Below are 26,411 nucleotides of genomic sequence, written 5' to 3' on the forward strand. Positions count from 1 at the left end.
ACAATAAAGCAGCTACAACAAGGCAATTACGATAAGGCAGTTACAATAAGTCAATTGTAATTAGACAACTACAATAAAGCAATTGCCATAAGTTAGTTGCCATAAAACTCTTGAATACTAGTTAAAATACATCGAAATTACAACGAAAAAAATATCATCTGTCATATTGTATGTATGTTGTATGTATAACCAAAATAAATTTAAAGTTTGTTTTGATATAAATACGTGAATTGTAAGTGACATACGTATAAAAAAGAAAATGAGGTGATAGTTTGTTATGTCGGATTTTGTAATAGAATATGATGTGCTGGAGTCTGTCATAGGATACTCCAAAGACCTGGAAAGACAAGCGAATGACTATGCGGAGGAGCTAGAGCAGAATATTGTAACGGCAATAGATAATGTTACAGGTGCTTCATCAGGAAATTTAACAAATGCAAGAGATTTGGTAAGTGACAAAATCAAAATGTTGAAACAAAAGTCTGAAAATTTTAATCATTTAGCAAATCAAATTTCAGATTTACTTGAAGTGGCTATTCAGATGGACCAGGAAGTTGCAGATACAATTGCAATGCAAAGCAGATATAAATTGGTCCATAATGAATCCGGTCGTCTTGAGAATTGGATAGACAAAATATTAAAGTTGTTGGTTAGCATTGGTGATAACAAATTAGTAATGAAGTTGATTGCAGACAGATTAAAAGATCTTTTGCCCGGTTCAAGATTCACGAAAGATTTTATTATAGAATGGTATAAGGAAGTATTGACAGAATACGTATACTATGAAAAGTCAGACTGGATGTCAGAATACGGAAAAGAGGTAAGATTATTTCCCGACTTGAAAAACGACCCGGATAATGGTAATGTTAATTTAAAAAATCTAATAAAAAATTGGTATAAGAATCCAGATCCCAAACAAAACAGCAAAACAGAAGATAAAGAAGATAGAAATTTATTGCCCTATGAACAGGACTTAAAAAAATTATTGACTGCAAGGAATTTACCACAGGCATACAGATACCTGTTTAAATACTTATGGGATAGATATCCAGGGCTTTATTCAGAACAAATGAAACAAATGGCGATAATTGGTGGGATGGATCCGGAATGGGCAGAGATATACGGAGATTTTGCAACAATGCCACTACTTGAAGGGTTTGCCGTAGTAACAGTTAAAGGGGTACAAGCAATAAAGAATTTAAAAACCGGCGAAATAATATACAGTGAAAGTGTGGTAGCCGGTAGTGGTGTTGGGAATCTAACGAATAAGGCTAGTGGTGGGTCCAAAGGTATTCGTGAGGGAGCCGGGAATGCTGGAAAGGCTATTAAGGGTTCGGGTAAAACAACGGCCAAGGATTGGGCAGGTAAAACCTCTGATTTGGCAAAACAATCTCCAATTAAAATACCTGATAATGCAACTGCCAAAATACAAAACAAAGCAGGAGGTTATGATCAGATTACTTATCAATGGTCTGATGGCACGCATACTTATAAAGCTCGTTGGCATACTCCAACCCCGAATGCTCCAGTGGGTTCTAGTAACTCATGGGTAGTGGAACAAGTCACGCCAGGTACCCCAACAGGGCAATTAAGAGTAGAAAAAATATATACACCTGGAGTGAATGGAGATTGGACACCTATGTGGCAGTGGAAAGATGCTGTAGATGCGTATAACAATGGAACAATGAGTAGTTCACAAAGCGAAATAATGAAAGCGGGACATATTCCTGCTCCTTAAAAAGGAGATAGTTATCATGAAATTAATAAATGATTTTTACAAAGGATATGAAGGGGAAAATGAAATAAGATTTATAAAAGAATGTGAAAATGATGTCGAAGTGTTAAGTATTTGGGACGGTTATTTTAACGATATCATGGAGCAATTCAAACCAACAGAGAAGGGATGGGAAGGTTTGGCATACTATTATCATCTTCATATTGGATGGTATGAAAATAGTCCATGGGAAATCCTCGATCTTGAAAGTGTACTACAACAGTTTCGCAGTGTAGAACAAACCATACTAAGGTTTGAAAAATCTTCAGAAGTATTATCTGCAATTTGTCGTTTTATTTTAGACGCAATTATGGAGAATGCTAGATTGTATATATCTGAAGAATGAATAATAATGAAGTGAAGAAATATTATGAATTGGATAATCCATCAAGGAGAGAAATTAAAGAATTTAGTTGCCTTGAAAAATTAATGGAGAAATTATTGAGTGATTCATTGCTATAATATATTATCAAAAAATGTACAGACAAGAAAAAAAGGTGAAATTTTATGTTCCCTCCACCCATTGGTTTGTTGTAGGTAGGATGTCGCTCCCTTGCGGACTCGTGAAGAGTTAACGCTGTCATCTGAGGTTGACAGTGCGGGTACTGATTTGTTGGAAACAAGATCTGGAGGGAGAGAAAGAATTGCAGAAAAGAGAAAATCTGCTTCATGTAGGGATTGAACTGCATAAGGAAAGTCATACCGCAGTGATGGTGAACTACTTAGAGAAGAAAACGAGCCTAGTGAATTTAAAAAGCTGGCAGAAAAGGTAAATTGAAGCTGTCAGAGAATCTAGCCGATTTAGAGAGGAACTAAATCAATATGCTCTCATTAGAAAATGCCATAAACTGATTTCAAGGTTTCAGAGGTTGCAAAAATAAGAAAAGAAAGAGATGTACAATAAAAAAATGCACAAAAACAAAATAATATTTTGATTATTTTTAACAAAAATAACAAATGTACTTGACGTAATACAATTCGTATGGTAATTTATCTATATAAAACAGCTATGTTTTATACAGTATTTGTAATTTAATAGGATTGTTACTGGGAATTGACGAGCAATATGCTCGAAAATTTGAGCAGGCAAAACCAATCTCGTAATTCATAGTATTGCTATGGTTTAGATGATTGGTTTTTTTTATTTCATGAATAAAACCGCCAGGATAACAGCATTCTTAAGGAGAAAGTCATGGTTGTTGAGAAAATTATCAATAATAATATTATAAGCTCCTTTGATGAAAAAGGGAATGAAATTGTTGTAATGGGACGGGGGCTGGGATTTAAGGTTAAGCCTGGGCAAACCATTGATCAGGAGAAGGTAGAGAAAATATTCCGAATGGATAATGACCAGGAAGCAAAGCAATTGGAAGCAGTGTTAGCTGATATACCAATTGAAAATATCCAGCTGTGCAATGAGATAATCAGTTATGCAAAAACAGTAATCAAGAGCAAGTTGAGCAAGAACATATACATTACCCTTACCGATCATATTAATTACGCCATAACCCGGTACCAGGAAGGCATCCATTTTACCAATGCACTTAAGTGGGAGATCAAAAAATTCTATCATGAGGAATTTGAAGCAGGGAAAAAGGCAGTTGAATTGATTCGGGAAAGAATCGGTATTGATATGACGGAGGATGAGGCAGCTTCAATAGCATTACATTTTGTAAATGCAGAGCTTGGAATAGAGATTTCCAATACAATTGATGTTACAAAGCTGATTCAAAATGTACTAAAGATTATTACCTACCATTTTCAGCTGGTTATAAATGAAGACACCATTAATTATGAAAGGTTCATAACACATTTAAAATTCTTTTCACAAAGGGTTGTAACGAATAACAACAATACAGGGGTGGATGAAGAACTCTATCAGATGGTAAAAAATCAATACCCGGCAGCATATGCCTGTGCCGAAAAGATTAAGGCTTATGTGGAGCAGGAATATCACATAGAGCTGCCGAAGGAAGAGATGGTATATCTGACCATCCATATTAAACGAATTGTAAGTTAACGAACCATTATTGCTAATTTCATAATCAGGATTGTTACTGTTGTACAGAGGCTTCGGCATTCGATGAGAACAGGCAAAACCTAAACGTTGTTGCGGAGAGAATATTCTTTGCTTACGTTTAGGTTTTTTTAATATAAAACACAAATAATAAGTATAGCAAAAACAGGAGGAAGAAAAATGATATCAAAATTTAATGAAGGATTTTTATGGGGCGGAGCAGTAGCAGCCAATCAATGTGAAGGTGCTTATAACGAAGATGGTAAAGGACTCAGCATTCAGGATGTAACTCCGAAAGGATTTTTTGGTCCCATGACGGAAGAGCCCACGCCGGATAATTTAAAACTGGTAGCAATTGACATGTATCACCGTTATAAAGAGGATATTAAATTATTTGCGGAAATGGGTTTTAAAGTATTTCGTACCTCTATCGCCTGGACAAGAATCTTTCCAAAGGGAGATGAGGAACAGCCCAATGAAAAAGGACTTCAATTTTATGACGAGCTTTTCGCTGAATGCCTGAAATACGGTATTGAACCGCTGGTTACAATTTCCCATTATGAAACTCCGCTTCACCTGGCAAAAGAGTATAATGGCTGGTCAGACAGAAGACTTATTGGTTTCTATGAGAATTATGTCAGAACAATCTTTAACAGATACAAAGATAAGGTAAAATACTGGCTGACTTTCAACGAAATCAATTCAATAGCACACCTTCCCTTAACCGGAGGAATCCTTACTCCAAAAGAGAAATTGTCCAAACAGGAATTGTTTCAGGCAATGCATCATGAACTGGTAGCCAGTGCTCTTGCAACCAGAATAGGACATGAAATTATGCCGGAGGCAAAAATCGGCTGTATGGTGCTTGGAATGCCCGTATATCCGCTGTCACCAAAGCCGGAGGATATTATTAAGACGATGGAAACAGACAGGGCGAACCTTCTGTTTACCGACATTCATGTAAGAGGAAAGTATCCCTCATATACCAAAAGGCTTTTTAAGGAAAACAATATCGAGATAAAAATGGAGCCTGAAGACGAAGAAATACTGAAGAACACAGTGGATTTCATCTCCTTTAGCTACTATATGAGTATCTGTGAATCTGCAGATATAACAGAGAGAGGGAAAGGAAATATCATGGGAGGTATTCCTAACCCATATCTGGAGGCTAGTGAATGGGGGTGGCAGATAGACCCCAAGGGTCTCAGATATCTGCTGAATGTACTATATGACCGTTATGAAAAGCCCTTGTTCATCGTAGAAAACGGGTTAGGTGCAGTGGATGAACCCATAACTGATTCAGAGGGAAATATAACCGTAGAAGACGATTACAGAATACAATATCTCAATGATCATCTGGTACAGGTAGCAGAGGCAATCGAAGACGGTGTAGAAGTCATGGGATATACAACCTGGGGCTGTATTGATGTGGTAAGTGCTTCAACAGCAGAGCTTAAAAAGCGTTATGGCTTTATATATGTAGATCGTAAGGATGATGGAAGCGGTACTCTGAATCGATATAAAAAGAAATCTTTTAACTGGTATAAGGAAGTTATTGCTTCTAACGGTGCTAGTCTAAAATAAGAGCAGTAAGGTAACAATAAGGCCGGAGAGGAGACAGAGATGAATGTATTGACAGGAAAAAGCGTATACCGGGATATCTGTTATGGAAAAATTCATTTTCTTCGAAAGAAAACCGGAAATATTATGCGGTATCATGTGGAAGATACAGAGAATGAAATAGAGCGGTTTCATGAAGCCAGAGAGAAAGGTATAACGGAATTATCAGACCTTTACCAAAAGGCACTTAAGGAAACCGGCGAGGCAAATGCTGCTATTTTTGAAGTTCATCAGATGATGCTGGAGGATGAGGATTATTGTGATTCCGTAAAAAATATAATTAAGACTCAACAGGTAAATACAGAATTCGCCATTGGCATTACCTCGGATAATTTCGCTGCCATGTTTACTGCAATGGAAGATTCCTATATGCAGGGAAGAGCAGCAGATATCAGAGATATATCAGACAGGCTGCTTCAGATATTAAGCGGTGCTTCAGAGAAAGGCGATCAGCTTACAGAACCGGTTATAATAGCTGCGGATGATTTACTGCCAAGTGAAACGGTAAAGCTTGATAAGAGCAAGGTCCTGGGTTTTGCCATCCGATACGGATCCGTAAATTCCCATACTGCAATATTGGCAAGAAGTATGGGAATTCCGGCCTTGGTTGGGCTTGGTGAAGATTTTGATTCAAAATATGAAGGTAGCTCAGCAATACTGGACGGGCTTTTGGGCAGGCTTATTCTGGAGCCTGGGGAGGAGGAACTTAGAAGTGCTGCGGACCAGCATAAGGAGATAGTGAATAAAAAGAAGCTGCTTCAGGAGTTGAAAGGGAAAGAAAACATTACCCTTGATGGCAGGAAGATAAAGGTATATGCCAATATCGGAAATGTATCCGAGGTGGCTGCAGCATTGGACAACGATGCGGAGGGAATCGGATTATTCCGCAGTGAATTTCTATACCTGGAAAACAGTGATTATCCATCAGAGGAAGAACAGTTCTCGGTATATAAAAAAGCAGCAGAAAATATGGCTGGTAAAAAAGTCATTATAAGAACCCTGGATATCGGAGCAGATAAACAGGCAGATTATTTCGGACTGGAAAAGGAAGAAAATCCAGCAATGGGCTATAGGGCAATCAGAATCTGCCTTACCAGAATCGATATCTTTAAGACACAGCTGCGGGCTATCCTTCGGGCAGCAAAGTACGGTAATATCTCAGTTATGTTCCCTATGATAATTTCTACAGCAGAGATACGAAGAATAAAGGAAATTATGGAGGAAACCAAAGAAGAACTGAGGAGCGAAGGAATTCCGTTTCAAGAAAACCTTGAGACGGGAATCATGATAGAGACGCCGGCAGCCGCCCTGATCAGCGAAGAATTGGCGATGAAAGTGGATTTCTTTAGCATCGGAACCAATGACCTTACCCAATATACACTGGCAATCGACAGACAAAACCAGAGATTGGAGGAATTTTATGATTCCCATCATCCTGCTTTGCTGAAACTTATAAAGCTGACGGCAGAAAGTGCCCATAAGGCCGGAATATGGATTGGTATCTGCGGAGAACTGGGGGGTGATATAACTTTAACAGAAGAATTTATAAAGATGGGGATCGATGAACTTAGCGTAGCTCCATCTGTTATCCTGGAGCTGCGTAAAAAAATAAGAGAAACAGACACTACAAAATAAAAAGGAGAATAGGTATGGCAAGTAAATATGATGCTTTAGCAAGAATTATTATTCAGAATGTTGGCGGTAAAGCAAACGTAATCAGCCTTGAGCATTGCATCACAAGATTGCGTTTCAAATTAAGGGATGAAAGCAAAGCGAATACAGAGGTACTGAAAAATACCGACGGAGTCGTTACTGTAATTAAGAGTGGCGGACAATATCAGGTTGTTATTGGTAATCATGTACCGGATGTCTTTGCTGCAGTAAACGAAATCGGAAAGTTTGGTAACCTTACGGAAGGGGTAACGGAAGGGGAGAAATCAAAATTAAACCCAGGGGCAGCTCTAATTGACATTATATCAGGAGTATTTCAGCCCACCCTCGGCGTTCTGGCAGCAACAGGTATGATAAAAGGACTCCTGGCCTTATTCACTTATTTTGGCTGGATGTCGGAGACCGGCGGAACCTATCTTCTGTTGTATGCGGTAGCCGATGGATTTTTCCATTACCTTCCCATCTTCCTGGGATTTACGGCTGCCAAAAAGTTCAATGTAAACCAATTTGTAGGTATGGCCCTTGGTGCCGCATTGTTATATGCAAGTGACATCATTAACATTGCGGGTTTTGAACCGGTATCCACACTTTTTGAAGGCTCCAAATTTGCAACCAGTGTTTACACCACTTTCCTTCATATACCGGTAATGATACCCTCCGGCGGATATGCCTCAACAGTAATACCAATTATTTTAGCTGTTTGGGTGGCAAGTAAGGTTGAAGCTTTTTGGAAGAAAATCATACCAGATGTGGTAAAGACCTTCCTGGTACCTATGATGACACTTATTATCTGTACACCCCTGACCTTCCTGGTAGTGGGACCAGTAGCTTCTCTGCTGACCTCCTTAATCGGTGTTCTGACTTCTGCAGCCTTTGACTTCAGCCCCTTGTTCGCAGGCTTACTGGTTGGTGCTTTCTGGCAGGTACTGGTTATTTTCGGTCTTCACTGGGGACTTGTGCCTATCATGATGCTCAATCTGACAAACTTTGGTTATGATTTTGTACTTGCGCCATATTTTGCTGCCTCCTTTGCTCAGACAGCAGTGGTTACAGCTATTCTATTCAAGACAAGAAATATGAAATTAAGAGCACTGTGTATCCCTGCTGCAATATCCGGTGTTTTCGGAGTAACAGAGCCGGCAATCTATGGAATCAGTTTGCCGAAGAAGAAACCCTTTATCATATCCTGTTTTGCAGCCGGTGTAGGCGGAGCCATTATCGGAGCTGTTGGAGCGAAGATCTACACCTTTGGAGGACTTGGAGTATTTGGTATTCCTACTTTTATCAATAATGCTACAAAAGATATTTCCAGTATGGTCTGGGCATTGATAGCCGTGGGAGTAGCAGTTGTAATTGCCTTTGTGGCCACCTTTGTTACTTATAGGGATGAGGAGCAAAAAACAGAAGATCTTACTGCGCTGGCTCATAAAACAAGTATAAGAGGAGTAATCGCAAGCCCTCTCAAAGGAGAAGTTGTGGAGCTTAATAAGGTTGAGGATGAAGCCTTCTCAACAGAGGTACTTGGTAAAGGAGTAGCAATCCTTCCCGTAGAAGGTAAACTTATTGCACCAGTTGACGGTGAGGTTCTCTCACTCTTTCCTACCGGTCACGCTATTGGATTAAAGACCGATTTTGGTGCGGAAATACTCATTCATATTGGTACGGATACCGTGAAATTAGAAGGCAAATTCTTCACTCAGAAGGTAAAGATTGGAGAAAAGATAAAAAAAGGGCAAACACTTATTGAATTTGATATAGAAGGAATAAAGAAAGCAGGCTATTCCGTCGTTACACCGGTAATCGTAACAAATACGGAGGAGTACAGTGATATCATTAGTGAAAGCGAAAAGAATATTGACTATGGGCAGGATTTAATGACCTTGATATAGAACAGGAGTAATATGAAAAAATTTGAATATACCATAAAAGATGAGCTGGGAATTCACGCCAGACCCGCAGGTTTACTGGTAAAACTGGTTAAAAATTATGAGAGCAGTGTCTTAATAGCTTCAAAGGGAGCTTCTGCCGATGCCAGAAAGCTGATGTCAGTAATGGGGCTTGGAATTACGAACGGAGCTCAGGTAACCATAACTGCTGAAGGTACGGATGAAGAAGCTGTGATTACAGAAATAGAGAAATTTTTTACAGAGAATCTGTAAGACAGATTTTAAACGCAAGAGAACGTGGGATTTATAACTGCATAGAAATAAGAACTTAAAAAGGGCCGCTGCTACAGGAATGGAATAATAAAAGAAATCTTCTGAAATTCCAGTAAAGCAGCGCCCTTTCTTTGCTGATTACAGTGTTATAGCTTTCTATAGTTCAGTTGATATTGCTTGGGGCTTATATTTTTATGTGCCTTAAACTGACTGATAAAATAGCTGGAGGTAGTAAACCCTGTCTCCAGAGCAATTTCTGTTATGGTATTATTGGTACTGATCAGAAGCTTTTCTGCTTTGGAGATACGTACATAGTTAAGGTATTCCTTGAAACTTTTCTTCATTACCCGCTTAAACATTCTGGAAAAATAGCTGTAGCTCATATTGCAGTATTTTGCCATTTCTCTTGCGGTAATATCTTCGTTGTACCGCTCATCAATATAGTCAAAGACCTTTCTAAGCTGAGTCTCCATTTCCTTATTAATCGAAACACCTATATTTAAGTCAATATTCTGGACATGCCAGCTTCTTATAATATACAGGAATAAGCGGAAGAGATCTGACCGGATCGCGAACTCATATCCGTAAGCGGCTTTGGTATATTCCTTATTCATATTTTCAATAAGAGAAGGAACGACGGTAGTTGCTATTTCTTCTCTGGTGAATATTTTCTGATGGGAGGAATCCTTTAATATAAAGGGCATCAGATATTTCATTTCAATCAGAGACCAGGAGGTATAGAGCAACTCAGGTTCAAATTTGATACAGATATACCGGTTCAAACCCTCGCTTTCTGAAAAAACATTATGAATTTCGTTGGAATTGATCAGAACCATATCACCTTCTTTGAAGGTATAATCCCTGTTGTTGAGAAGTATCTGGTATTTTCCGGAGAGGGCGTAGAGAATCTCAATATAATCATGCATATGGGCATGGGCCATTTCTCCGGTTCCGTTCAATACCTGCATATGAAGGCTGAATTGCAGTGGCAGATCATTATAGGTATCCCGCTTTTCAATATAATAATTCTGTTCCAAATCATAACTCCTTAGAGGACAAATAATTGATATTTTTTTGTGGATTTATTATATCATGTACGAATTATTTATGCTATATTTTAAAAAAATAAACATATAGCAGAAAATGAGTAGCACAGATTTACAGGCAAGACAGATAATGTCCATAAAATTAAAGTTTACATTATTTTGGCGTTCTAAAAAACTATAATGAGTTTTAAGACACACCTTGTAAAGAACAAGGTATCAGCAATTAAAAAAAGAAGAAAAGGGAGAAGTTAAGATGGAAAGAAAAGTGAAGGTTGGTATCATTGGCTGCGGCGGCATTGCAAATGGAAAGCATATGCCATCTTTAAGCAAATTAAAGGATGTTGAGATGGTTGCCTTTTGTGACATCGTGGAGGAAAAAGCAATAAAAGCAAAAGAGCAGTATGGTGTACCGGAAGCCAAGGTTTACACAGACTATAAGGAATTATTAAAGGATAAGGACATTGAGGTAGTGCATGTATGCACTCCTAATCGCTCCCATGCGCCCATATCCATTGACTCCCTTCATGCCGGCAAGCATGTTATGTGTGAAAAGCCCATGTCAAAAACAGCCGAAGACGCCAGAAAGATGGTGGAAGCTGCCAAAGAAACCGGCAAAAAGCTGACAATCGGATATCAGCACAGACATAAACCGGAAGCTCTTTACTTAAAGAATGTTATTGAGAGAGGCGACCTGGGAGATATTTATTTTGCCAAAGCTTTTGCGGTAAGAAGAAGAGGCACTCCCAACTGGGGTGTGTTCTTAAATGAATATGAGCAGGGTGGTGGTCCTCTAATCGATATCGGAACCCATTCCCTGGATATTACTTTATATCTGATGAACAATTATGAGCCTAAGATGGTAGTAGGAACGAAATATAAGATGGTGAATAATCCTCAGTGCGGCAATCCCTGGGGAGGTTGGGAGGATGCAGATAATACCATGGAAGATTCTGCCTTCGGTTTTATCGTTATGAAGAACGGGGCAACAATTATTCTGGAATCCAGCTGGGCTTTGAACACCATAGAACCGGTTCAGGAGGGCAGCACTGTTCTTTGCGGAACCGATGCAGGAGCTCAGATAAAAGGCGGAGTTTCTATAAACAAGGCAGAATTTAATCGATTGGTTGAGCTTAAGCCCGATATGGCAAGCGGCGGAGTAGCCTTTTACGAAGGTGTATCAAGTGATCCTGCGGAGGTAGAGGCAAGGCGCTGGATTGATGCAGTTAAGAATGATACAGAAGTAATCGTGAAACCGGAGCAGGCCTGTGTGGTATCAGAGATTCTGGAGGCAATTTATACCTCTGCCAGAACCGGTCAGCCCGTATACTTTGATTAATAAGACAGATTGCATTTGTGCAGTAAAGGGGCAGGGGTGAAGGAAATGCTCTTCACTCTCCCTTGATTTTGCACGGGTGCCAAATCAAGCAGAGAGTAGCTAAGAGTGAAAGAAAATTATAAAAGAAGGATGCCACGTTTGCGATTCTTTCACTCCTTAATGTTTGTGGCAGTATCGCAGGCCGCCTGCGATATGTAATGGGTGTAAACATGAATATAGCAGTTATAAGTTATTGGCATGTCCATGCTGAGGGCTATACAAAAGAAGTGTTGGAGAACACGGACAATAAAATAGCAGCTGTGTGGGATGAAGAAGAGGAAAGAGGCAGAAAGTATGCAGAAGAATTTTCTGTGCCTTTTATAAAGGATTATGATGAACTCCTTGATAATTCCGATATTCAGGGAGTTATCATAACAGCACCGACCTCTATGCATAAGGAATTAATTATAAAAGCAATAAAGAAAGGAAAAAGGGTATTCAGTGAGAAAGTACTAGCTCTGACTCTTACTGACTGTCTTGAAATAAAGGCAGCACTTCTTGCTTCTGGAAAGGATATAACACTTTCACTGGTAAAAAAATGTGAAAGCAGATTTCTATTTGCCAAAGAGCTGGTAGAAAGCGGAAGTCTTGGCAGAATTACTTATGCACGTATGAGGAATGTTCATAACGGAAGCACAGGAAACTGGCTGCCGGAGCATTTCTACAACAGGGAACAGTGCGGTGGAGGCGCCATGATAGATTTAGGGGCTCATCCGATGTATCTGCTCACATGGCTGCTTGGAACACCGCTTACTGTTCAGTCCGTATTTACAGATATAACGGGACATGGAGTGGAAGATAATGCTGTATCTATCATTGAGTTTGAAGGAGGGGCAATCGGAGTGGCAGAGACCGGATTTGTATCTGTTTATACTCCTCCAATACTGGAAATCAGCGGGACAGATGGAACCTTAATAGTGGGAGAAACCATCAGCTATGCAACAAAAGAAACAGAAGGCAGATGGATAACTCCTGATAAACTACCCAATGCTCTTCCCTCTCCCTTAGTGATGTGGGCAAGAGATAAATGGGAAGGGAATGTAACCTTTGGAATTGAAGATTCTATAACCCTTACAAAACTGATGGAAGCAGCTTATGAATCCCACGCCACCGGAAAGAAAGCAGTTATAGCTTGAGAAATTTGATAAATAATTAATCTTCCGGGTTTGTCTGAAAACACATTGTACCGTTCTGAATGCCCCACTTTGCGGTATTCTATGTTGCAATTTTGGAAACGTAACACCACCACGTTCCCAAAATCGCGCCTTGCTGTTTTTCGCAAATTGCCTCCCACAAAGTGAACCTCCGTCCCGGCACAAGCAGTTTACATACACACCCTATAAGCAGTATCGCAAATAAGCTTGCGATACTGCATTCGTATTTAAGCAAAAATCAGGCAGAAAAGGAGCAGCAATGGAAATATCATTACAGCTTTTCTCCATTCACGGAGAAACAGAAAAGGACTATAAAAAAGCAGTAGAAAGAGTAGCAGAGCTCGGATTTAAAGGAGTTGAATTTGCCGGCTACGGTGGGCTGACCGCTGAGGAAATGGCAGACTTTCTAAAGGAAAATAATCTCTATTCCGTAGGAGCTCATATCGGAGTAGAACAATTTAAAGAAGCCTTGGAGGAGGAACTGAGATATCATCAGACAATCGGCTCCAAATACCTCATCTGCCCCTATGCACCAACAGATACCCTTAAAGAAATAGAAGAGCTTGCAGCTATACTGAATCATGCAGCCGTGAAAGCGAAGGAATTCGGCATCAAAATAGGCTATCACAACCACGGAGCAGAATTCAACAAGATTGACGGAAAATATGCGCTGGACCTGTTGGCAGAGAAGACAAATGAGAATGTCATATTGGAACTGGATGTCTACTGGGCAGCTTATGCCGGAGTTGATCCGGTAACCTATATAAAGAAGTGGGGCAGTAAAATAGAATTGATCCATATGAAACAGATGAATGAAGCACTGGAAAATGTGGATATGGCAGAAGGCAGCCTGGATATGAAGGCAATACAAGAAGCAGCCACCCATGCTGCATATTTTGTACTGGAACACGAAGAGTATGATAAGCCTGTTTGGGAAAGCATCAGAAATGATTTTGAGTACTTATCAGAGCTCTAATGACAGCTTTCAATTACAGTAGTACCTAAAAATCACAAGAAAAAATCTAAGCAATAAGAAATATATGTAATTTTTTATAAGAAAAGTAAAAAAACAATGTCCAAACATAAGTATATTGTATAAGTACACAAAAATCCTATGAAAGTAAATTATTGTTGTATCTACAATAATATGTTAAAATATAAACATCTAAACGAAAAATGCAACTTGCTGATCATAAATCATATTGGGATTTATATGAAAAGAAGGAGTGTGCTGCAATGGTACGTAAAATGAGTAAATATTTGGACATAGTAAGAATCGAGTTACAGGACCTGATTAATGACATAACAGAATATATCGAAACATCCCACAAAGATCATGCAAACAGGGTCATAAAGAATTTTACCTATCATGGAAACCTGACAATATATGAAAAGCAGCTCTATGGAATAAAAGAAACCTTAAAACTAATCGAAGAACTGGATGTATCTGAATACGAAACTCCACAAGAACTGGCAAAAGTATTAAAAGAGCAGATAAAGCCCTTTTTTACCACCAGAGGAATTCTCGAAGGCGGTTATTCCTTAACCGTAAAGAGAATAGAAGGAGCCAGAGACTACGTAATAAAAACTGAAAAGAAATAAGAAGAACCTAATAATAAAAAGCAGTCTTGAATAGTACTGCAAAGAGTCTTAAGAAAAATCAGAAAACCCGGCTTCCTCTTTGGGAGTTTTTGTCTCGGAAAGGTTCCTTATGACACTTATACTTCAGAAATTGCGCCAAGTTCCGAATAAACCACTGTTTGAGCTTCAAAAGACCATATTAAAACCACAGATGGTTCATTAGCGAGTTTGGTTTATTCGGAACTGTCCTAAGCAATTACTGAAGTATTAGTGGAATAAGGGTTCTTATCCGAACAAAAACGTACAAAGAGGAAGCCGGGTTTTCGTCCACTGCCACAACCCCACGTCTTAACCTCTCCTCACCACTCCATTTAGATTGACACAACCCCTCCATAATGATACACTTTAATAGAAATATAAATACTAAAAGGTGCTTGGAGCATTTAACTGCAGACAAGATAATAGGGAAATGGGTGAAAAGCCCATACGGTCCCGCCGCTGTAAAGGAAGAGTAACAGTTACCGCATAATCACTGTCACAAGATGGGAAGATAAACTGTTGCATGGAAGCCTGAGTCAGAAGACCTGCCTTTTCGTATGTTTTATACACAAGTTACGGACGATGGCTCTGTGTATGCTTTCCTTTCCTGTATTGACCGGTATTAACAGGAAACTATTTAGGGTACCCTTTCACCCTGCAATCGTTCGTATAAGAATGTGAGCAGAGTAAAAGGGTATTTTTATTGCGCCAGTCTGACGAATAGGATGACTGGCATCTACAATATGAAAAAGAGGACAAGGTTGGAAGAAATAAACTTTCAACTGCAAAGCTGTGTCTGTGAAATCCCAGACACATATTTGGATGCACGAAATGCATGTGCAGGAATGGAGAAAAATGAACAAAAAACAGAAAAAATTTGTGGTGGCCTTAGCAATCATCTGTCTTGGTGCTTCGATTACGCCCAGAGTAAATGCCATGCACATAATGGAGGGGTACCTTCCCCTGAAATTTTGTATAGCCTGGGGGATAATTTGTATACCCTTTTTTGCAACAGGGTATTTTAATTTGAAACGAATTGTTACGGAACACAGAAAAGCCCTGATTGTACTGGCAATGTGCGGAGCTTATGCCTTTGTGCTTTCCGCTCTTAAAATACCTTCCGTTACAGGCAGCAGCTCCCATCCTACCGGTACCGGCCTTGGAGCCATATTATTTGGACCAAGCGTAATGAGTATCCTTGGTGTTATCGTTCTGTTATTCCAGGCGTTATTACTGGCTCACGGCGGTCTTACAACCCTTGGGGCCAATACCTTTTCTATGGCAATTGCAGGACCTTTTGCAGCATATGCCATCTATAAGCTCAGCTTGAAATTTAAATTGCCAAAGCTTACGGCAGTATTTCTGGCAGCTGCCCTTGGGGATCTGATTACATATTGTGTTACCTCTCTGCAGCTTGCCCTTGCTTACCCGGCAGAAGTAGGTGGTGTGGGAGCCTCCATGATCAAATTTATGGGAATCTTTGCGGTTACCCAGGTGCCTATTGCAATTATTGAAGGTATCGTAACAGCGCTGGTTGTAATGACTCTTAGCTCCTATGCAGGCAATGAGCTGAAGGAAATCGGTTTTATGAAGGGAGGAATTAAAAATGAGCAGTAATGGAAAGAAAGCAATTATCTTAATATTATTGTGTGTTGTTATTGCAGTGGTTCCGCTGATAGCAATTAAAGATTCCGAATTCGGTGGTTCTGATGATGCGGCGTCCCAGGCAATCAGCCAGCTTACCGGTGAGGAGGAATATACCCCCTGGTTTTCCCCTGTTTACGAGCCTCCAGGCGGGGAAACAGAATCCCTGTTATTCTGTCTTCAGGCAGCTCTTGGTGCCGGTATCTTTGGCTATGGTATTGGTGTACTGAAGGAAAGAAGAAAGTACGCAAAAGAATAAGAAGGTAATACATAATGAACTGAAAGGAGAATTAAATATGCTGTTAATTGATAAATTATCCTATTCGTCCAGGCTTAGGGATAAAAGTCCGGTCTTAAAAGCATTTCTTGCGGTTACTACCCTGTTGATATGTGTAGCTGCAAGATCAGTTTTATTCTCCTTTCTGGTTCTCACATTAATGACAGGGCTGACCGTGATTCTGGGAGGAACGTCTATATTTGATTACATAAGGCTTATGCGTGTGCCCTTAGCTTTTCTGCTTATCAGTACTGTCACTATTCTTTTTGGAATATCACAACATCCGGTGGAGGAACCCTTTATTAAAGTCTTCGGATTATTCTATTACTTTGAAAGTGGTAAACTTATTTTTGGACTGCAATTAATCTCTTCGGCTTTTGGGGCAGTAGCCTGTCTGTATTTTCTCTCTTTGACAACACCATTTACGGATATCCTGAGAGTACTTCAGCTGCTTCGTTGTCCCACTGTTATATCGGAGTTATTATTGTTAATTTACCGGTATATCTTTGTGCTTTACGAGACAGCGGCAGGTATAACCACTGCCCAGGAGAGCAGACTGGGCAACCGCAGTTTTAAGACTGCGCTAAAGGGAAGCACAGGACTGTTTTCTATTCTCTTTATCCGGGCGATGAAGAAATCCTCCTTGCTCTATGATGCAATGGAAGCAAGATGTTATGATGGTACCATAAAGGTCTTATGGGAGAAGAAGAATGCCGGAAAAGGTGAAATCGCAGCGGTAATTTTATTAGTCACTGTTTTGGGTATATGCAGCTGTTATCTAAAAAACATAGTTTAAAAGTTATTTTTAATCCCGGGGATTGGAGAAACATATGAATATCTTAGAAATTGATAAGATTACCTACACCTACAGCGATGGAACGAAAGCTTTAAATGGTGTAAGCCTTACAGTCAGGCAAGGAGAAAAACTGGCTTTTATAGGTGGTAACGGGTCCGGTAAGTCCACATTGTTTTTGTGTCTCAACGGAATATTAAGACCCCAGAGCGGAACGATAAACTACAAAGGGAAGCCGGTTATATATAAGAGAAAAGAACTTTTAGAGCTTCGAAGCAAAGTTGGAATTGTATTTCAGGACCCGGATAATCAATTATTTGCCGCCAGTGTTTATCAGGAGATCTCCTTTGGTGCCTGTAATCTGGCGTTAAGCCAGGAGGAGGTAAAACGAAGAGTAGATAGTGTTATTGAGGAGTTAGGCATTACGCCTTTCAGTCAAAAACCAACCCATGCATTGAGTGGTGGGCAGAAAAAGCAGGTAGCGTTAGCAGACATATTGGTCATGGAACCGGAGGTATTGATTATGGATGAACCGGTATCAGCCTTAGATCCACTACATACGAAGCTGTTAAATGAGAAATTGGAGGAACTTCCGAATAAAGGAATAACTGTTATAGTGGCAACCCATGATATGAACTTTGCCCTGGAATGGGCTGACAGAATCGTAATGCTAAAAGACGGAAATATCATAAGAGACGGAAATCCGGCAGATATCTTCCAGGAGGAAGAGCTGTTAAAGGAAACCAACCTTAGCCAGCCGGATGTAATAACCTTATTCAATAAATTAATAGAGAAAAAAATTCTGAAAGAGACCCTTCCCGTACCAAGAAATCTAAAGGAGCTGGAAGGTTATCTGACAGACTGAAATATAGAAATTATACTGTATCGAGAGAACTGTGTTATGAAATGGGGTAGAGATTTGGATACTTTCACTCCACCTTATTTCGTAATTGCTAAATACGCTTATGGGAGCCAGGAGTGAAAGCTCTCGCTCTCCCTAATTTTCTATGCGAGTTGAAACACACAGATGGGAGCAAATTATGAAGAATAAAGGATTGCTGGTAGTTAGCTTTGGAACCAGTCATTTAAATACCCTGGAAAAAACAATCGTTAAGATAGAAGAGAAATTATCAGAAACTTTTCCGGAGTATGTACTTTACCGTGCATTTACCAGCAAAATGATTATAAGGATTCTAAAAGAGCGGGATGGGATGGAGATATTTACTGTAACCCAGGCCTTAAGACAGATGGCGGAAGATGGTATCAGCGATATTATCGTACAGCCTACCCATATACTAAATGGGGTAGAGAATGACAGGATGTTAGAGGATATAAGAGAGCTGGCACAGGAATTCCATACCATAAGGGTTGGAACACCGCTCCTTAGCAGTACAGAGGATTATATGAAGGCAGTAGAAGAAGTTGCAGAAGTAATGGATACCGGAAGTGCAGAGAAAGCCCTGGTATTTATGGGGCATGGAACAAGTCATTACACCAACAGCTCCTATGCGGCATTGGAATATGTGTTCAGGGACAAAGGCCATGAGCATGTTTATGTGGGAACAGTTGAGGCGTATCCTTCTCTTGAAACCATTCTGCCAAGATTAAAAGCAAAAGGTTATAAAGGTGTCTGTCTTGCTCCCTTTATGGTAGTATCAGGAGATCATGCTGCTAATGATATGGCGGGTGAGGAGGATTCCTGGAAGGAGATGCTCTTACAGGAGGGCTTTGAAGTGGAATGTATCTTAAAGGGGTTAGGCGAATACAGAGGAATACAGGAAATCTTTGCAGAACATGCAAAAGAGGCGATTAATTTATAAGAGAGGAAACAGAACATATGGAGAGAGATACAGCTGTATTTTATGGCATTGGTGTAGGACCGGGGGATCCGGAACTGCTTACTTTAAAAGCGGTAAGAATTATAAGGGAGTGTCCGGTGATAGCCTTACCTGCCGAAAATAAAGAAAACTGTGTATCCTATAGGATAGGGTCTGAAGCAATACCAGAGCTTAAGGAGAAAGAAATCCTATATCTGCCCATGCCTATGACGATGGATAAGGAACTGCAGAAGCAAAGCCATGATACTTGTGCCGGTAAGGTAGAGGAATATTTGGAAAAAGGCATTAGCGTTGCCTTTCTGACCCTGGGTGATCCTACGGTATATTCCACCTATGGCTATCTGGAGGAACGCCTTAAGAAGAAAGGGTTAAGCACCTGTACGATTAATGGAGTTACTTCCTTTTGTAATGCAGCGGCTCTCTTACAGACAAGCCTTGCTGCCGGAAGTGAAAAGATACATATTATTCCCGGGTTGCATGATGTTGAAGAAACCTTAAGGCAGCCGGGGACTAAGGTTATTATGAAATCAGGCAGGAAGTACAAAGAGCTGGTTCAGAGAATCAAGGAATTGGGCTTACGAGCCATGATGGCAGAGAATTGTGGAATGGCAGAGGAAAGAATCTATGAAAAAATAGAAGATTTCCCGGCTGAAGCAGGATATTTTACCCTTATAATCATAAAAGAGCAGGCTGGATAAGTCAGATAACAGATAGGATGGATAGAACAGAATGACAGGTGGAACCGGCTGACAGATAGAACCGGCTGCCTGATAGAACCGGATGCCTGATAGAACCGGATGACAGATAGAACCGGCTGACAGATAGAACCGGATGCCTGATAGAATAGGCTGACAAATAGAGCAGGATGCCTGATAGAATAGAATGCCAGGTAGAATAGGCTGCCTGATAGAATAGGCTGCCTGATAGAATAGGCTGACAAATAGAACAGGATGCCAAATAGAACAGGCTGACAGCTAGAACAGGATTTCAGACAGAATAGGATAGGACTGATAGAACAGGAAGATAATTCGGAAAGAGGCAGCATGGAGGAATTATATATCTATAAGGATAATAAAAAGCTGCGGTGCGGTTATACAACAGGTTCCTGCGCTGCAGCTGCGGCAAAGGCAGCGGCTATAGGGCTGCTGTTGCAAAAAGAAGCCCGGCGGGTAACCATTGATACGCCAAAAGGAATAGTTCTCACACTTGATATCATCACTACAGAACATAACCGGACAGATTACGGGAAGGGGCAGCTTTCAGAGCCTGATGACAGCCAGTTTTTCTCCGCAACAGTACCTTCAGTTACCTGCTCGGTTAAAAAGGACGGCGGAGATGATGCAGACATTACCCATGGAGTATTGGTCTATGCCACTGTCAGTAAAACAGACAGGGGGATAACCATTGACGGAGGTCTGGGAATCGGAAGAGTCACCAGGACAGGACTTGATCAGCCAGTTGGTGAGGCTGCCATTAACAGGACACCAAGGCTTATGATAGAAAAGGAAGTAAAGGAAATCTGTGAGGAAGCAGAATATAAAGGAGGTCTCAGGGTAGTAATTGCGGTTCCTGAAGGAGAGCGCCTTGCAGAGAAGACCTTTAATCCAAGACTTGGAATTACCGGAGGTATCTCCATACTTGGAACCAGCGGAATCGTTGAACCCATGAGTGAAAAGGCTCTTGTGGATACAATCCGAACGGAAATAAGAATGCTCTCTGTCAAAGGGGTTACAACTCTGGCAGTAGTGCCGGGAAATTACGGTGAAGCCTTTGCAGGAAGCGAGTTGAATTTTGGCGAAGAGAATATGGTAAAGTGCAGTAATTTTATCGGGGATACCATTGATATGGCTTATGAATTTAAGTTAAAGGGCTTTCTGCTGATAGGACATATCGGCAAGCTTGTAAAGCTTGGAGCAGGAATTATGAATACCCACTCCAAATGGGGAGATGCCAGACAGGAAATCCTGTGCAGCTGTGCCTTAAAAGCGGGCTGTGATACGGAGGTATTAAACAAAATACTGGACTGTGTTACCACAGAGGAAGCCTTGGCAGTATTGAAAGAACATGGGAAAATGGAAGCAACCATTAATATTCTAATGGATAAAATTGATTATTATTTAAAGAAAAGAGCCTATGATGGATTAACAATAGGTGCTGTCCTATTTTCTAATAACTTCGGTCTTCTTGGAAAAACAACAGATGCAGAGAGGCTGATAAAACAGTTGTGTTAAGGTTGTAGTCTATTCTAACGTTTAATGCACCCTGACTTATTTTAAAGTGATAAGTATTTCATAGGTTTTAGGAATTCATGAGATATAAGAATTTGATAGATATGAGAATTTAATAAGTATATAGGTATTTCCTGAGATATAAGTATTTCATCAGATTAGCCTTCAATCAGTTATAAATTTTTAATAGAAAGGAAAAAGATAACTATGGTCCATTTTGTAGGAGCGGGCAGCGGAGCCACGGATTTGATAACAGTCAGAGGCGCGAGGCTTCTTGGTGAGGCAGGTGTTATTATATATGCCGGCTCTCTGGTTAATAAGGAACTGCTAGAGTATGCCGGGGAGGACGTTGTTCTTTACGACAGTGCCTATATGACACTGCCTCAGGTATTGGAAGTCATTGATAATAACAGGGAGAAAGAGATTGTACGCCTTCATACCGGTGATCCGAGTATTTATGGTGCTATCCGTGAGCAGATGGATGCACTTGAAAGTATGGGAATAGCCTATGATATCTGTCCGGGGGTCAGCAGCTTATTTGGTGCAGCAGCAGCTCTTAAGACAGAGTACACCCTGCCGGGAGTTACTCAGACCGTTATCATAACCAGGATGGCTGGCAGAACGCCGGTACCGGAGAGAGAATCCATAAAGGCTCTGGCGGCTCATAAGGCGACCATGGTAATCTTCTTAAGTGTTAGTTATACAAAGGAGTTATCTGAAGAGCTGATAGCAGGAGGGTATGGTGAAGCTACACCCTGCGCTATTGTTTATAAAGCCAGCTGGGCGGATGAAAAGATTGCAAGAGGAACTATAAAAGAGCTATCGGCTTTAGCGGCAGAAAACGGAATAAAGAAAACCGCATTAATCGTAGTAGGTGATTCCCTGGGAAATGATTATGAATTATCAAAGCTCTATGATGAAAGGTTTACTACGGAGTACCGGAAAGGACAGGAATAGAGGGAGCTTATGAAAATAACAGTAATATCCTTTACCAAAGGCGGAAACAAGCTTAATCAGCGCCTTTGCCGGGCCTTAAGAAATAACGGGCATGATGTGGAAGGGTTTCAGCGATATTCCACAACACCCGTTGATGAATTAGGAAGCTTTGAAAATATCAGTGTTCTTACCGGTACACTTTTTGAAAGCAGGGAAGGAATCATTTATATAGGTGCCTGTGGTATCGCAGTAAGAAGTATAGCTCCTTACCTTCAGGGTAAAGAGGTTGACCCTTTTGTCCTGGTGCTGGATGAGAAAGGAAATTACGTTATATCTTTGCTCTCAGGCCATCTTGGCAGAGGCAATGAATTATGCAGGAAGGTTGCAGAGTTAATAGAAGCGAAACCGGTAATAACTACGGCAACTGATTTAAACGGTGTTTTTGCGGTAGATTTATTTGCCGGACAGCATGAACTGGTAATAAAGGAAATATACAGGATAAAGTCAGTTTCTGCAGCACTCCTGGCCGGAGAAGCAGTGGGAATCTATAGTGAGTATCCTTTGCTTGGCAAACCGCCGGCGGGCCTGGAACCGGGAGTGAAAAAAGTTGGTATCTATATAGGCAGTGATATAAACGCTGCTCCCTTTGAAACTACCCTGCATCTGGTACCTAAGAATCTTGTACTTGGTATAGGCTGCCGTAAAGGTGTTACAGGTATGGCGCTGCATAAAAGGGTAACGGATGTCTGCAGCCAGGCAGGTATTGATATTGCCAGAATTTCTGCCATCTGCTCGGTGGATTTAAAAAGTAAAGAACCCGGAATTCTTGAGCTGGCAGACAGGTTGAAAGCAAAGACGTACTTTTATTCAGCAGAAGAATTATCAGCAGTGACAGGAGAATTTATGCATTCTCCTTTTGTGGAGGAAACGGCAGGAGTAGGCAATGTCTGTGAAAGAAGCGGCGCTCTTGCGAGCAATTCTGGAAAACAGCTGCTGCCAAAGACTACTGGTGCAGGGATTGCAATGGCAGTCTATGAAAAGGAATTCAAAATTGAGTTCTAAGTAAAATTTAATATGTATATAAAATTAAGTTACACATTAAAGGATAAAACACATCATACATTCAATCCTTATATCAAATAAGGGAAGTATGCTTGAGTGTATTATACAGAAAAGAGGATAATATGCTTTATATTGTTGGTTTTGGGGCAGGCTCCCTTGAATATATGACAAAACAGGCCATCGAGATATTGGAAAAATGCCGGATTATTACCGGATACACTACATATGTAGAACTTGTGAAGCCTTATTTCCCGGACAAAGAATACTTAAGCACCTCCATGAAACAGGAAATAAGCAGATGCCGGCTGGCCATGGAGGAAGCAGCGAAAGGTATGGATATCGCTTTAATCTGCAGTGGTGATGCAGGAGTTTATGGACTTGCAAGTCTTTGTTTTGAACTGAAAAAAGAATATCCTTCCGTTAAGCTCAAGGTAATACCAGGCGTTACAGCTGCTTTAAGCGGTGCCGCACTCTTAGGAGCACCTTTGAACCATGATTTTGCAGTAATCAGCTTAAGTGATCTCCTCACACCCTGGGAAGTAATCGAGAAGCGGCTGCAGTGTGCAGGCATGGGTGATTTCTGTATCAGCCTCTATAATCCCTCCAGCAAGAAGCGGGCAGATTATCTGATGAAGGCCTGCGATATACTGCTGCAGTACCGGAAAGGAGATACTGTTTGCGGTATTACCCGCAATATCGGGAGAGAAGGAGAAGAAGCAGAAGTACTCACCCTGACAGAGTTAAGGGAGAAAGAAGTGGATATGTTTACTACTGTGTTTATAGGTAATTCCAATACCCTGCAGATAGAGAACTCCATGGCTACACCAAGAGGTTATTCCGTATAAATTATCAATACATGATTAATATGAAGGGTCATTTACAACTTGTAAAAGCTGACTTATTTAAATTATATAAGACGGAAGCCTTTGTCAGAGTTTTATGCACCGGATATGACAGAAGAAAGGAAAACATGAGTAAAATCTTACTTTTTGCAGGTACTACAGAAGGAAGACTCTTATATGAATACTGCGTGGAAAAGAAACTTCCTGTTACTGCCTGCGTAGCTACAGAATATGGAAAGACCTTATTAGATAAAGGAGACTGGGGCAGTATTCGTGAAGGGCGTCTTAACAGTCAGCAGATGGAACTTCTCATGAAGGAAGAAGGAACTACTGTTATTATAGACGCAACACATCCATACGCCTGTGATGTAACGGATAATATCAAACAGGCGGCACAAGCAGTTGGAGTTCCCCTATTAAGAGTTATAAGGGAAACCTTGTCTCTTAAAGGAATAATAGAAGTAAAAGATATGAAGGAAACCATACGGTTCCTAAATGATAATGAAGGAAATGCCCTGATTACCACAGGGAGCAAGGATTTAAAAGAATATACCAGAGTAAGGGATTACCAGGACAGGCTATATATAAGAATACTTCCGGATCCGGACGCTTTAAGGAACTGCTTTGAACTGGGCTATCAGCGAAAGAATATTATATGCATGCAGGGACCCTTTCATAAGGAATTGAATTACGCCATGCTAAAGCAGATAAATGGAAAGTATCTGGTCACCAAAGAAGGCGGAAGTCTTGGAGGATATGAAGAAAAAGCAGAAGGCGGAAGAATGGCCGGTGCCAAAGTTATCGTAATTCAACGGCCCAAAGAGGAAACAGGTTTTTCAGTAGAAGAAATTATGGATAGACTGGCATAGTGAAGTGGTCAAAGAATATGCAATGAGAATGCAGCTCTATCTTAAATCGAGTAATTATCGGTTTGGTCAATCATTCAGACATTTGGTGATTTGTATGCATTAAGTTGAATTAAGTTCTAACCTTTTCCGGAATAAATAGTAAAGTTACAAAGAGTCCCTCCGGAAATAGCCAGAACTAGAACTAAAATACATTTGCAGAAAGGAATTTATGAAAAAAATCAACTTAGTTGGGATTGGAATGGGTAACCCAGACACACTTACACAGGAAGGGATAAGAGCCATTGAAAATGCACAGGTATTCATTGGTGCAAGGCGGATGCTGGAAGCTGTATCCTGTGGTGGCAGAGAGATTTTTGAATCCTACGACCCTTTGGAAATAAAGCAGTTTATCGAAACTTCTGTCTATGAGCGGTATACTATACTTTTCTCAGGAGATACAGGCTTTTACAGTGGAGCAGGTAAAGTCACAGAAGCCTTAAGGGAAAAGGGGGAATATGAAGTTAAGGTAATACCCGGTATATCCACAGTTTCCTATTTCAGTGCTCTCCTTGGAATCTCCTGGGAGGATGCCTGTATCTTAAGCCTGCACGGAAAAAGCAGTGACTTTACAAGAGCAGTAAGAGGGCATTCTAAAACTTTTCTTCTGACCGATGGAAGGCTCTCTGTAATAGGAAAGGAACTAATGGCTGCCGGTCTTTTGGAGCTTGATATCTATGCTGGGACAGCCTTATCCTATGCAGAAGAGGAAGTTATAAAAGTGACACCGGCTGAGCTGGCGGTTATGGAAGATAAACCGCTTACCTCCCTGTTTATAATAAATAATTTCTATCAAAAAGAGTATCATCTTGGTATACCCGATGAAGGATTCATAAGAGGCGATATCCCTATGACGAAAAGCGAGGTAAGGCTTCTTTCAATAAGCAAGCTTTCGCTGAAAGATAACGATATCCTATACGACATCGGAGCCGGCACCGGTTCCTTAAGCGTGGAGGCTGCTTTACTATTAAATAACGGCTGGGTCTATGCTGTCGAGGAAAAAGAAGAGGGTGCAGAGCTTATCGAAAGAAACAGGGACAAGTTCTCTCTTAAGAATCTGACTGTAATCAAAGGAAGTGCTCCGGACTGCTTAGAAGAGCTACCGGTGCCGGATGCTGCTTTTATTGGTGGCAGCAGAGGTAAACTGAGCAATATACTGGAGGAATTACTCCAAAGAAATCCTTCCATAAGGCTGGTGCTAAATGCCATAACGCTGGAAACCTTAAGTGAAGCCCTGGAGGCTTTCAGGAAATTAGAAATAACCGATATGGAAATATTACAGGCAGCCATTACAAAAACCAGAACAGCCGGACCCTATCATATGCTTTCTGCACAAAACCCGGTGTTTATTATTAAAGGCAGAGGTAAAGGGAATACATAGAAACAGTAAATTACCACTTCTGACGGGAGGGTGCCAAGGAATGAAGGGTATTCCAAAGTGTGAAATTAA

General features: G+C 40.6%; 25 protein-coding genes and 1 riboswitch. Of the genes, 23 read left to right on the top strand and 2 right to left on the bottom strand.

Annotated features, from left to right (window positions below):
• Positions 1-277 precede the first annotated feature (277 nt).
• From BR73_RS27155 to BR73_RS0105405, 7 genes are all read left to right on the top strand, one after another.
• Complete coding sequence (locus BR73_RS27155) at positions 278-1,738, top strand: hypothetical protein (RefSeq protein WP_051684990.1); 1,461 nt, start codon at positions 278-280, stop codon at positions 1,736-1,738.
• 16 nt (positions 1,739-1,754) lie between these two features.
• Positions 1,755-2,120 carry a hypothetical protein gene (locus BR73_RS27160; protein ID WP_051684991.1) on the top strand — a complete coding sequence of 122 codons (366 nt, stop codon included), beginning with the start codon at positions 1,755-1,757 and terminating at the stop codon, positions 2,118-2,120.
• Positions 2,121-2,966: 846 nt separating this feature from the next.
• Positions 2,967-3,794: a PRD domain-containing protein gene (locus BR73_RS0105385; RefSeq protein WP_033164685.1), complete on the top strand. Its 828-nt coding sequence runs from the start codon at positions 2,967-2,969 to the stop codon at positions 3,792-3,794.
• 177 nt (positions 3,795-3,971) lie between these two features.
• The gene (locus tag BR73_RS0105390) at positions 3,972-5,375 is read left to right on the top strand and encodes a glycoside hydrolase family 1 protein (RefSeq protein ID WP_033164686.1); all 1,404 of its coding nucleotides are present in this window, start codon (positions 3,972-3,974) and stop codon (positions 5,373-5,375) included.
• 39 nt (positions 5,376-5,414) lie between these two features.
• Complete coding sequence (gene ptsP / locus BR73_RS0105395) at positions 5,415-7,046, top strand: phosphoenolpyruvate--protein phosphotransferase (RefSeq protein ID WP_033164687.1); 1,632 nt, start codon at positions 5,415-5,417, stop codon at positions 7,044-7,046.
• A gap of 14 nt (positions 7,047-7,060) precedes the next feature.
• Entirely contained in the window at positions 7,061-8,971 is a 1,911-nt protein-coding gene (locus BR73_RS0105400; protein ID WP_033164688.1) for a beta-glucoside-specific PTS transporter subunit IIABC, read from the top strand.
• A gap of 12 nt (positions 8,972-8,983) precedes the next feature.
• Complete coding sequence (locus BR73_RS0105405; protein ID WP_033164689.1) at positions 8,984-9,241, top strand: HPr family phosphocarrier protein; 258 nt, start codon at positions 8,984-8,986, stop codon at positions 9,239-9,241.
• 146 nt (positions 9,242-9,387) lie between these two features.
• On the opposite strand, the gene BR73_RS0105410 is transcribed toward BR73_RS0105405, so the two are convergent.
• Positions 9,388-10,278, bottom strand: a complete 891-nt coding sequence (locus tag BR73_RS0105410) for an AraC family transcriptional regulator (RefSeq protein ID WP_051684992.1) — start codon at positions 10,276-10,278, stop codon at positions 9,388-9,390.
• 262 nt (positions 10,279-10,540) lie between these two features.
• Here BR73_RS0105410 and BR73_RS0105415 point away from each other — a divergent pair, with 262 nt between their 5' ends.
• The 10 genes from BR73_RS0105415 (at position 10,541) to cobI (ending at position 19,686) form a co-directional block, all read left to right on the top strand.
• Complete coding sequence (locus tag BR73_RS0105415; RefSeq protein ID WP_033164690.1) at positions 10,541-11,623, top strand: Gfo/Idh/MocA family oxidoreductase; 1,083 nt, start codon at positions 10,541-10,543, stop codon at positions 11,621-11,623.
• Between the two features lie 209 nt (positions 11,624-11,832).
• A complete protein-coding gene (locus BR73_RS0105420; RefSeq protein WP_033167119.1) occupies positions 11,833-12,798 on the top strand; it encodes a Gfo/Idh/MocA family oxidoreductase in 966 nt (321 codons plus the stop codon).
• Positions 12,799-13,075: 277 nt separating this feature from the next.
• Positions 13,076-13,792, top strand: coding sequence for a sugar phosphate isomerase/epimerase (locus tag BR73_RS0105425; RefSeq protein ID WP_033164691.1), 717 nt, complete (start codon positions 13,076-13,078; stop codon positions 13,790-13,792).
• A 260-nt stretch (positions 13,793-14,052) separates the two neighbouring features.
• A complete protein-coding gene (locus BR73_RS0105430) occupies positions 14,053-14,418 on the top strand; it encodes a hypothetical protein (protein WP_033164692.1) in 366 nt (121 codons plus the stop codon).
• Between the two features lie 390 nt (positions 14,419-14,808).
• Positions 14,809-15,004: riboswitch (cobalamin riboswitch) on the top strand.
• 287 nt (positions 15,005-15,291) lie between these two features.
• Positions 15,292-16,053 carry an energy-coupling factor ABC transporter permease gene (locus BR73_RS0105435; RefSeq protein ID WP_033164693.1) on the top strand — a complete coding sequence of 254 codons (762 nt, stop codon included), beginning with the start codon at positions 15,292-15,294 and terminating at the stop codon, positions 16,051-16,053.
• Positions 16,043-16,339 (top strand): energy-coupling factor ABC transporter substrate-binding protein, encoded by a 297-nt coding sequence (locus BR73_RS0105440; protein ID WP_033164694.1) that lies wholly within the window; start codon positions 16,043-16,045, stop codon positions 16,337-16,339. The genes BR73_RS0105435 and BR73_RS0105440 overlap by 11 nt, the downstream gene beginning before the upstream one ends.
• Before the next feature lie 37 nt (positions 16,340-16,376).
• Positions 16,377-17,153 (top strand): cobalt ECF transporter T component CbiQ, encoded by a 777-nt coding sequence (cbiQ, locus tag BR73_RS0105445; protein WP_033164695.1) that lies wholly within the window; start codon positions 16,377-16,379, stop codon positions 17,151-17,153.
• Positions 17,154-17,187: 34 nt separating this feature from the next.
• Positions 17,188-18,015, top strand: a complete 828-nt coding sequence (locus BR73_RS0105450) for an energy-coupling factor ABC transporter ATP-binding protein (RefSeq protein WP_033164696.1) — start codon at positions 17,188-17,190, stop codon at positions 18,013-18,015.
• A gap of 175 nt (positions 18,016-18,190) precedes the next feature.
• Positions 18,191-18,970 (top strand): sirohydrochlorin cobaltochelatase, encoded by a 780-nt coding sequence (locus BR73_RS0105455; RefSeq protein ID WP_033164697.1) that lies wholly within the window; start codon positions 18,191-18,193, stop codon positions 18,968-18,970.
• A gap of 17 nt (positions 18,971-18,987) precedes the next feature.
• A complete protein-coding gene (gene cobI, locus BR73_RS0105460) occupies positions 18,988-19,686 on the top strand; it encodes a precorrin-2 C(20)-methyltransferase (RefSeq protein ID WP_033164698.1) in 699 nt (232 codons plus the stop codon).
• A gap of 1 nt (position 19,687) precedes the next feature.
• Here the strand turns inward: cobI and BR73_RS28655 are convergent, their stop codons facing one another.
• The gene (locus BR73_RS28655) at positions 19,688-19,945 is read right to left on the bottom strand and encodes a hypothetical protein (protein ID WP_156034618.1); all 258 of its coding nucleotides are present in this window, start codon (positions 19,943-19,945) and stop codon (positions 19,688-19,690) included.
• A gap of 86 nt (positions 19,946-20,031) precedes the next feature.
• Here BR73_RS28655 and cbiD point away from each other — a divergent pair, with 86 nt between their 5' ends.
• The 6 genes from cbiD to cbiE all read left to right on the top strand — a co-directional run bounded on the left by cbiD (position 20,032) and on the right by cbiE (position 26,342).
• Positions 20,032-21,219: a cobalt-precorrin-5B (C(1))-methyltransferase CbiD gene (cbiD, locus tag BR73_RS0105465; protein WP_033164699.1), complete on the top strand. Its 1,188-nt coding sequence runs from the start codon at positions 20,032-20,034 to the stop codon at positions 21,217-21,219.
• Positions 21,220-21,423: 204 nt separating this feature from the next.
• The gene (gene cobM / locus BR73_RS0105470) at positions 21,424-22,173 is read left to right on the top strand and encodes a precorrin-4 C(11)-methyltransferase (RefSeq protein WP_033164700.1); all 750 of its coding nucleotides are present in this window, start codon (positions 21,424-21,426) and stop codon (positions 22,171-22,173) included.
• Between the two features lie 9 nt (positions 22,174-22,182).
• Entirely contained in the window at positions 22,183-23,214 is a 1,032-nt protein-coding gene (locus BR73_RS0105475) for a cobalamin biosynthesis protein (RefSeq protein WP_033164701.1), read from the top strand.
• 122 nt (positions 23,215-23,336) lie between these two features.
• On the top strand, positions 23,337-24,059 hold the full coding sequence (cobJ, locus tag BR73_RS0105480; RefSeq protein WP_033164702.1) for a precorrin-3B C(17)-methyltransferase: 723 nt from the start codon (positions 23,337-23,339) through the stop codon (positions 24,057-24,059).
• A 125-nt stretch (positions 24,060-24,184) separates the two neighbouring features.
• The gene (cobK, locus tag BR73_RS0105485; protein ID WP_033167120.1) at positions 24,185-24,925 is read left to right on the top strand and encodes a precorrin-6A reductase; all 741 of its coding nucleotides are present in this window, start codon (positions 24,185-24,187) and stop codon (positions 24,923-24,925) included.
• A 208-nt stretch (positions 24,926-25,133) separates the two neighbouring features.
• On the top strand, positions 25,134-26,342 hold the full coding sequence (gene cbiE, locus BR73_RS0105490; protein WP_051684994.1) for a precorrin-6y C5,15-methyltransferase (decarboxylating) subunit CbiE: 1,209 nt from the start codon (positions 25,134-25,136) through the stop codon (positions 26,340-26,342).
• Positions 26,343-26,411: the final 69 nt, after the last annotated feature.

Origin of the sequence: Clostridium sp. KNHs205 (assembly GCF_000702945.1) — a bacterium.
Taxonomy (GTDB): Bacteria; Bacillota; Clostridia; order Lachnospirales; family Lachnospiraceae; genus Anaerocolumna.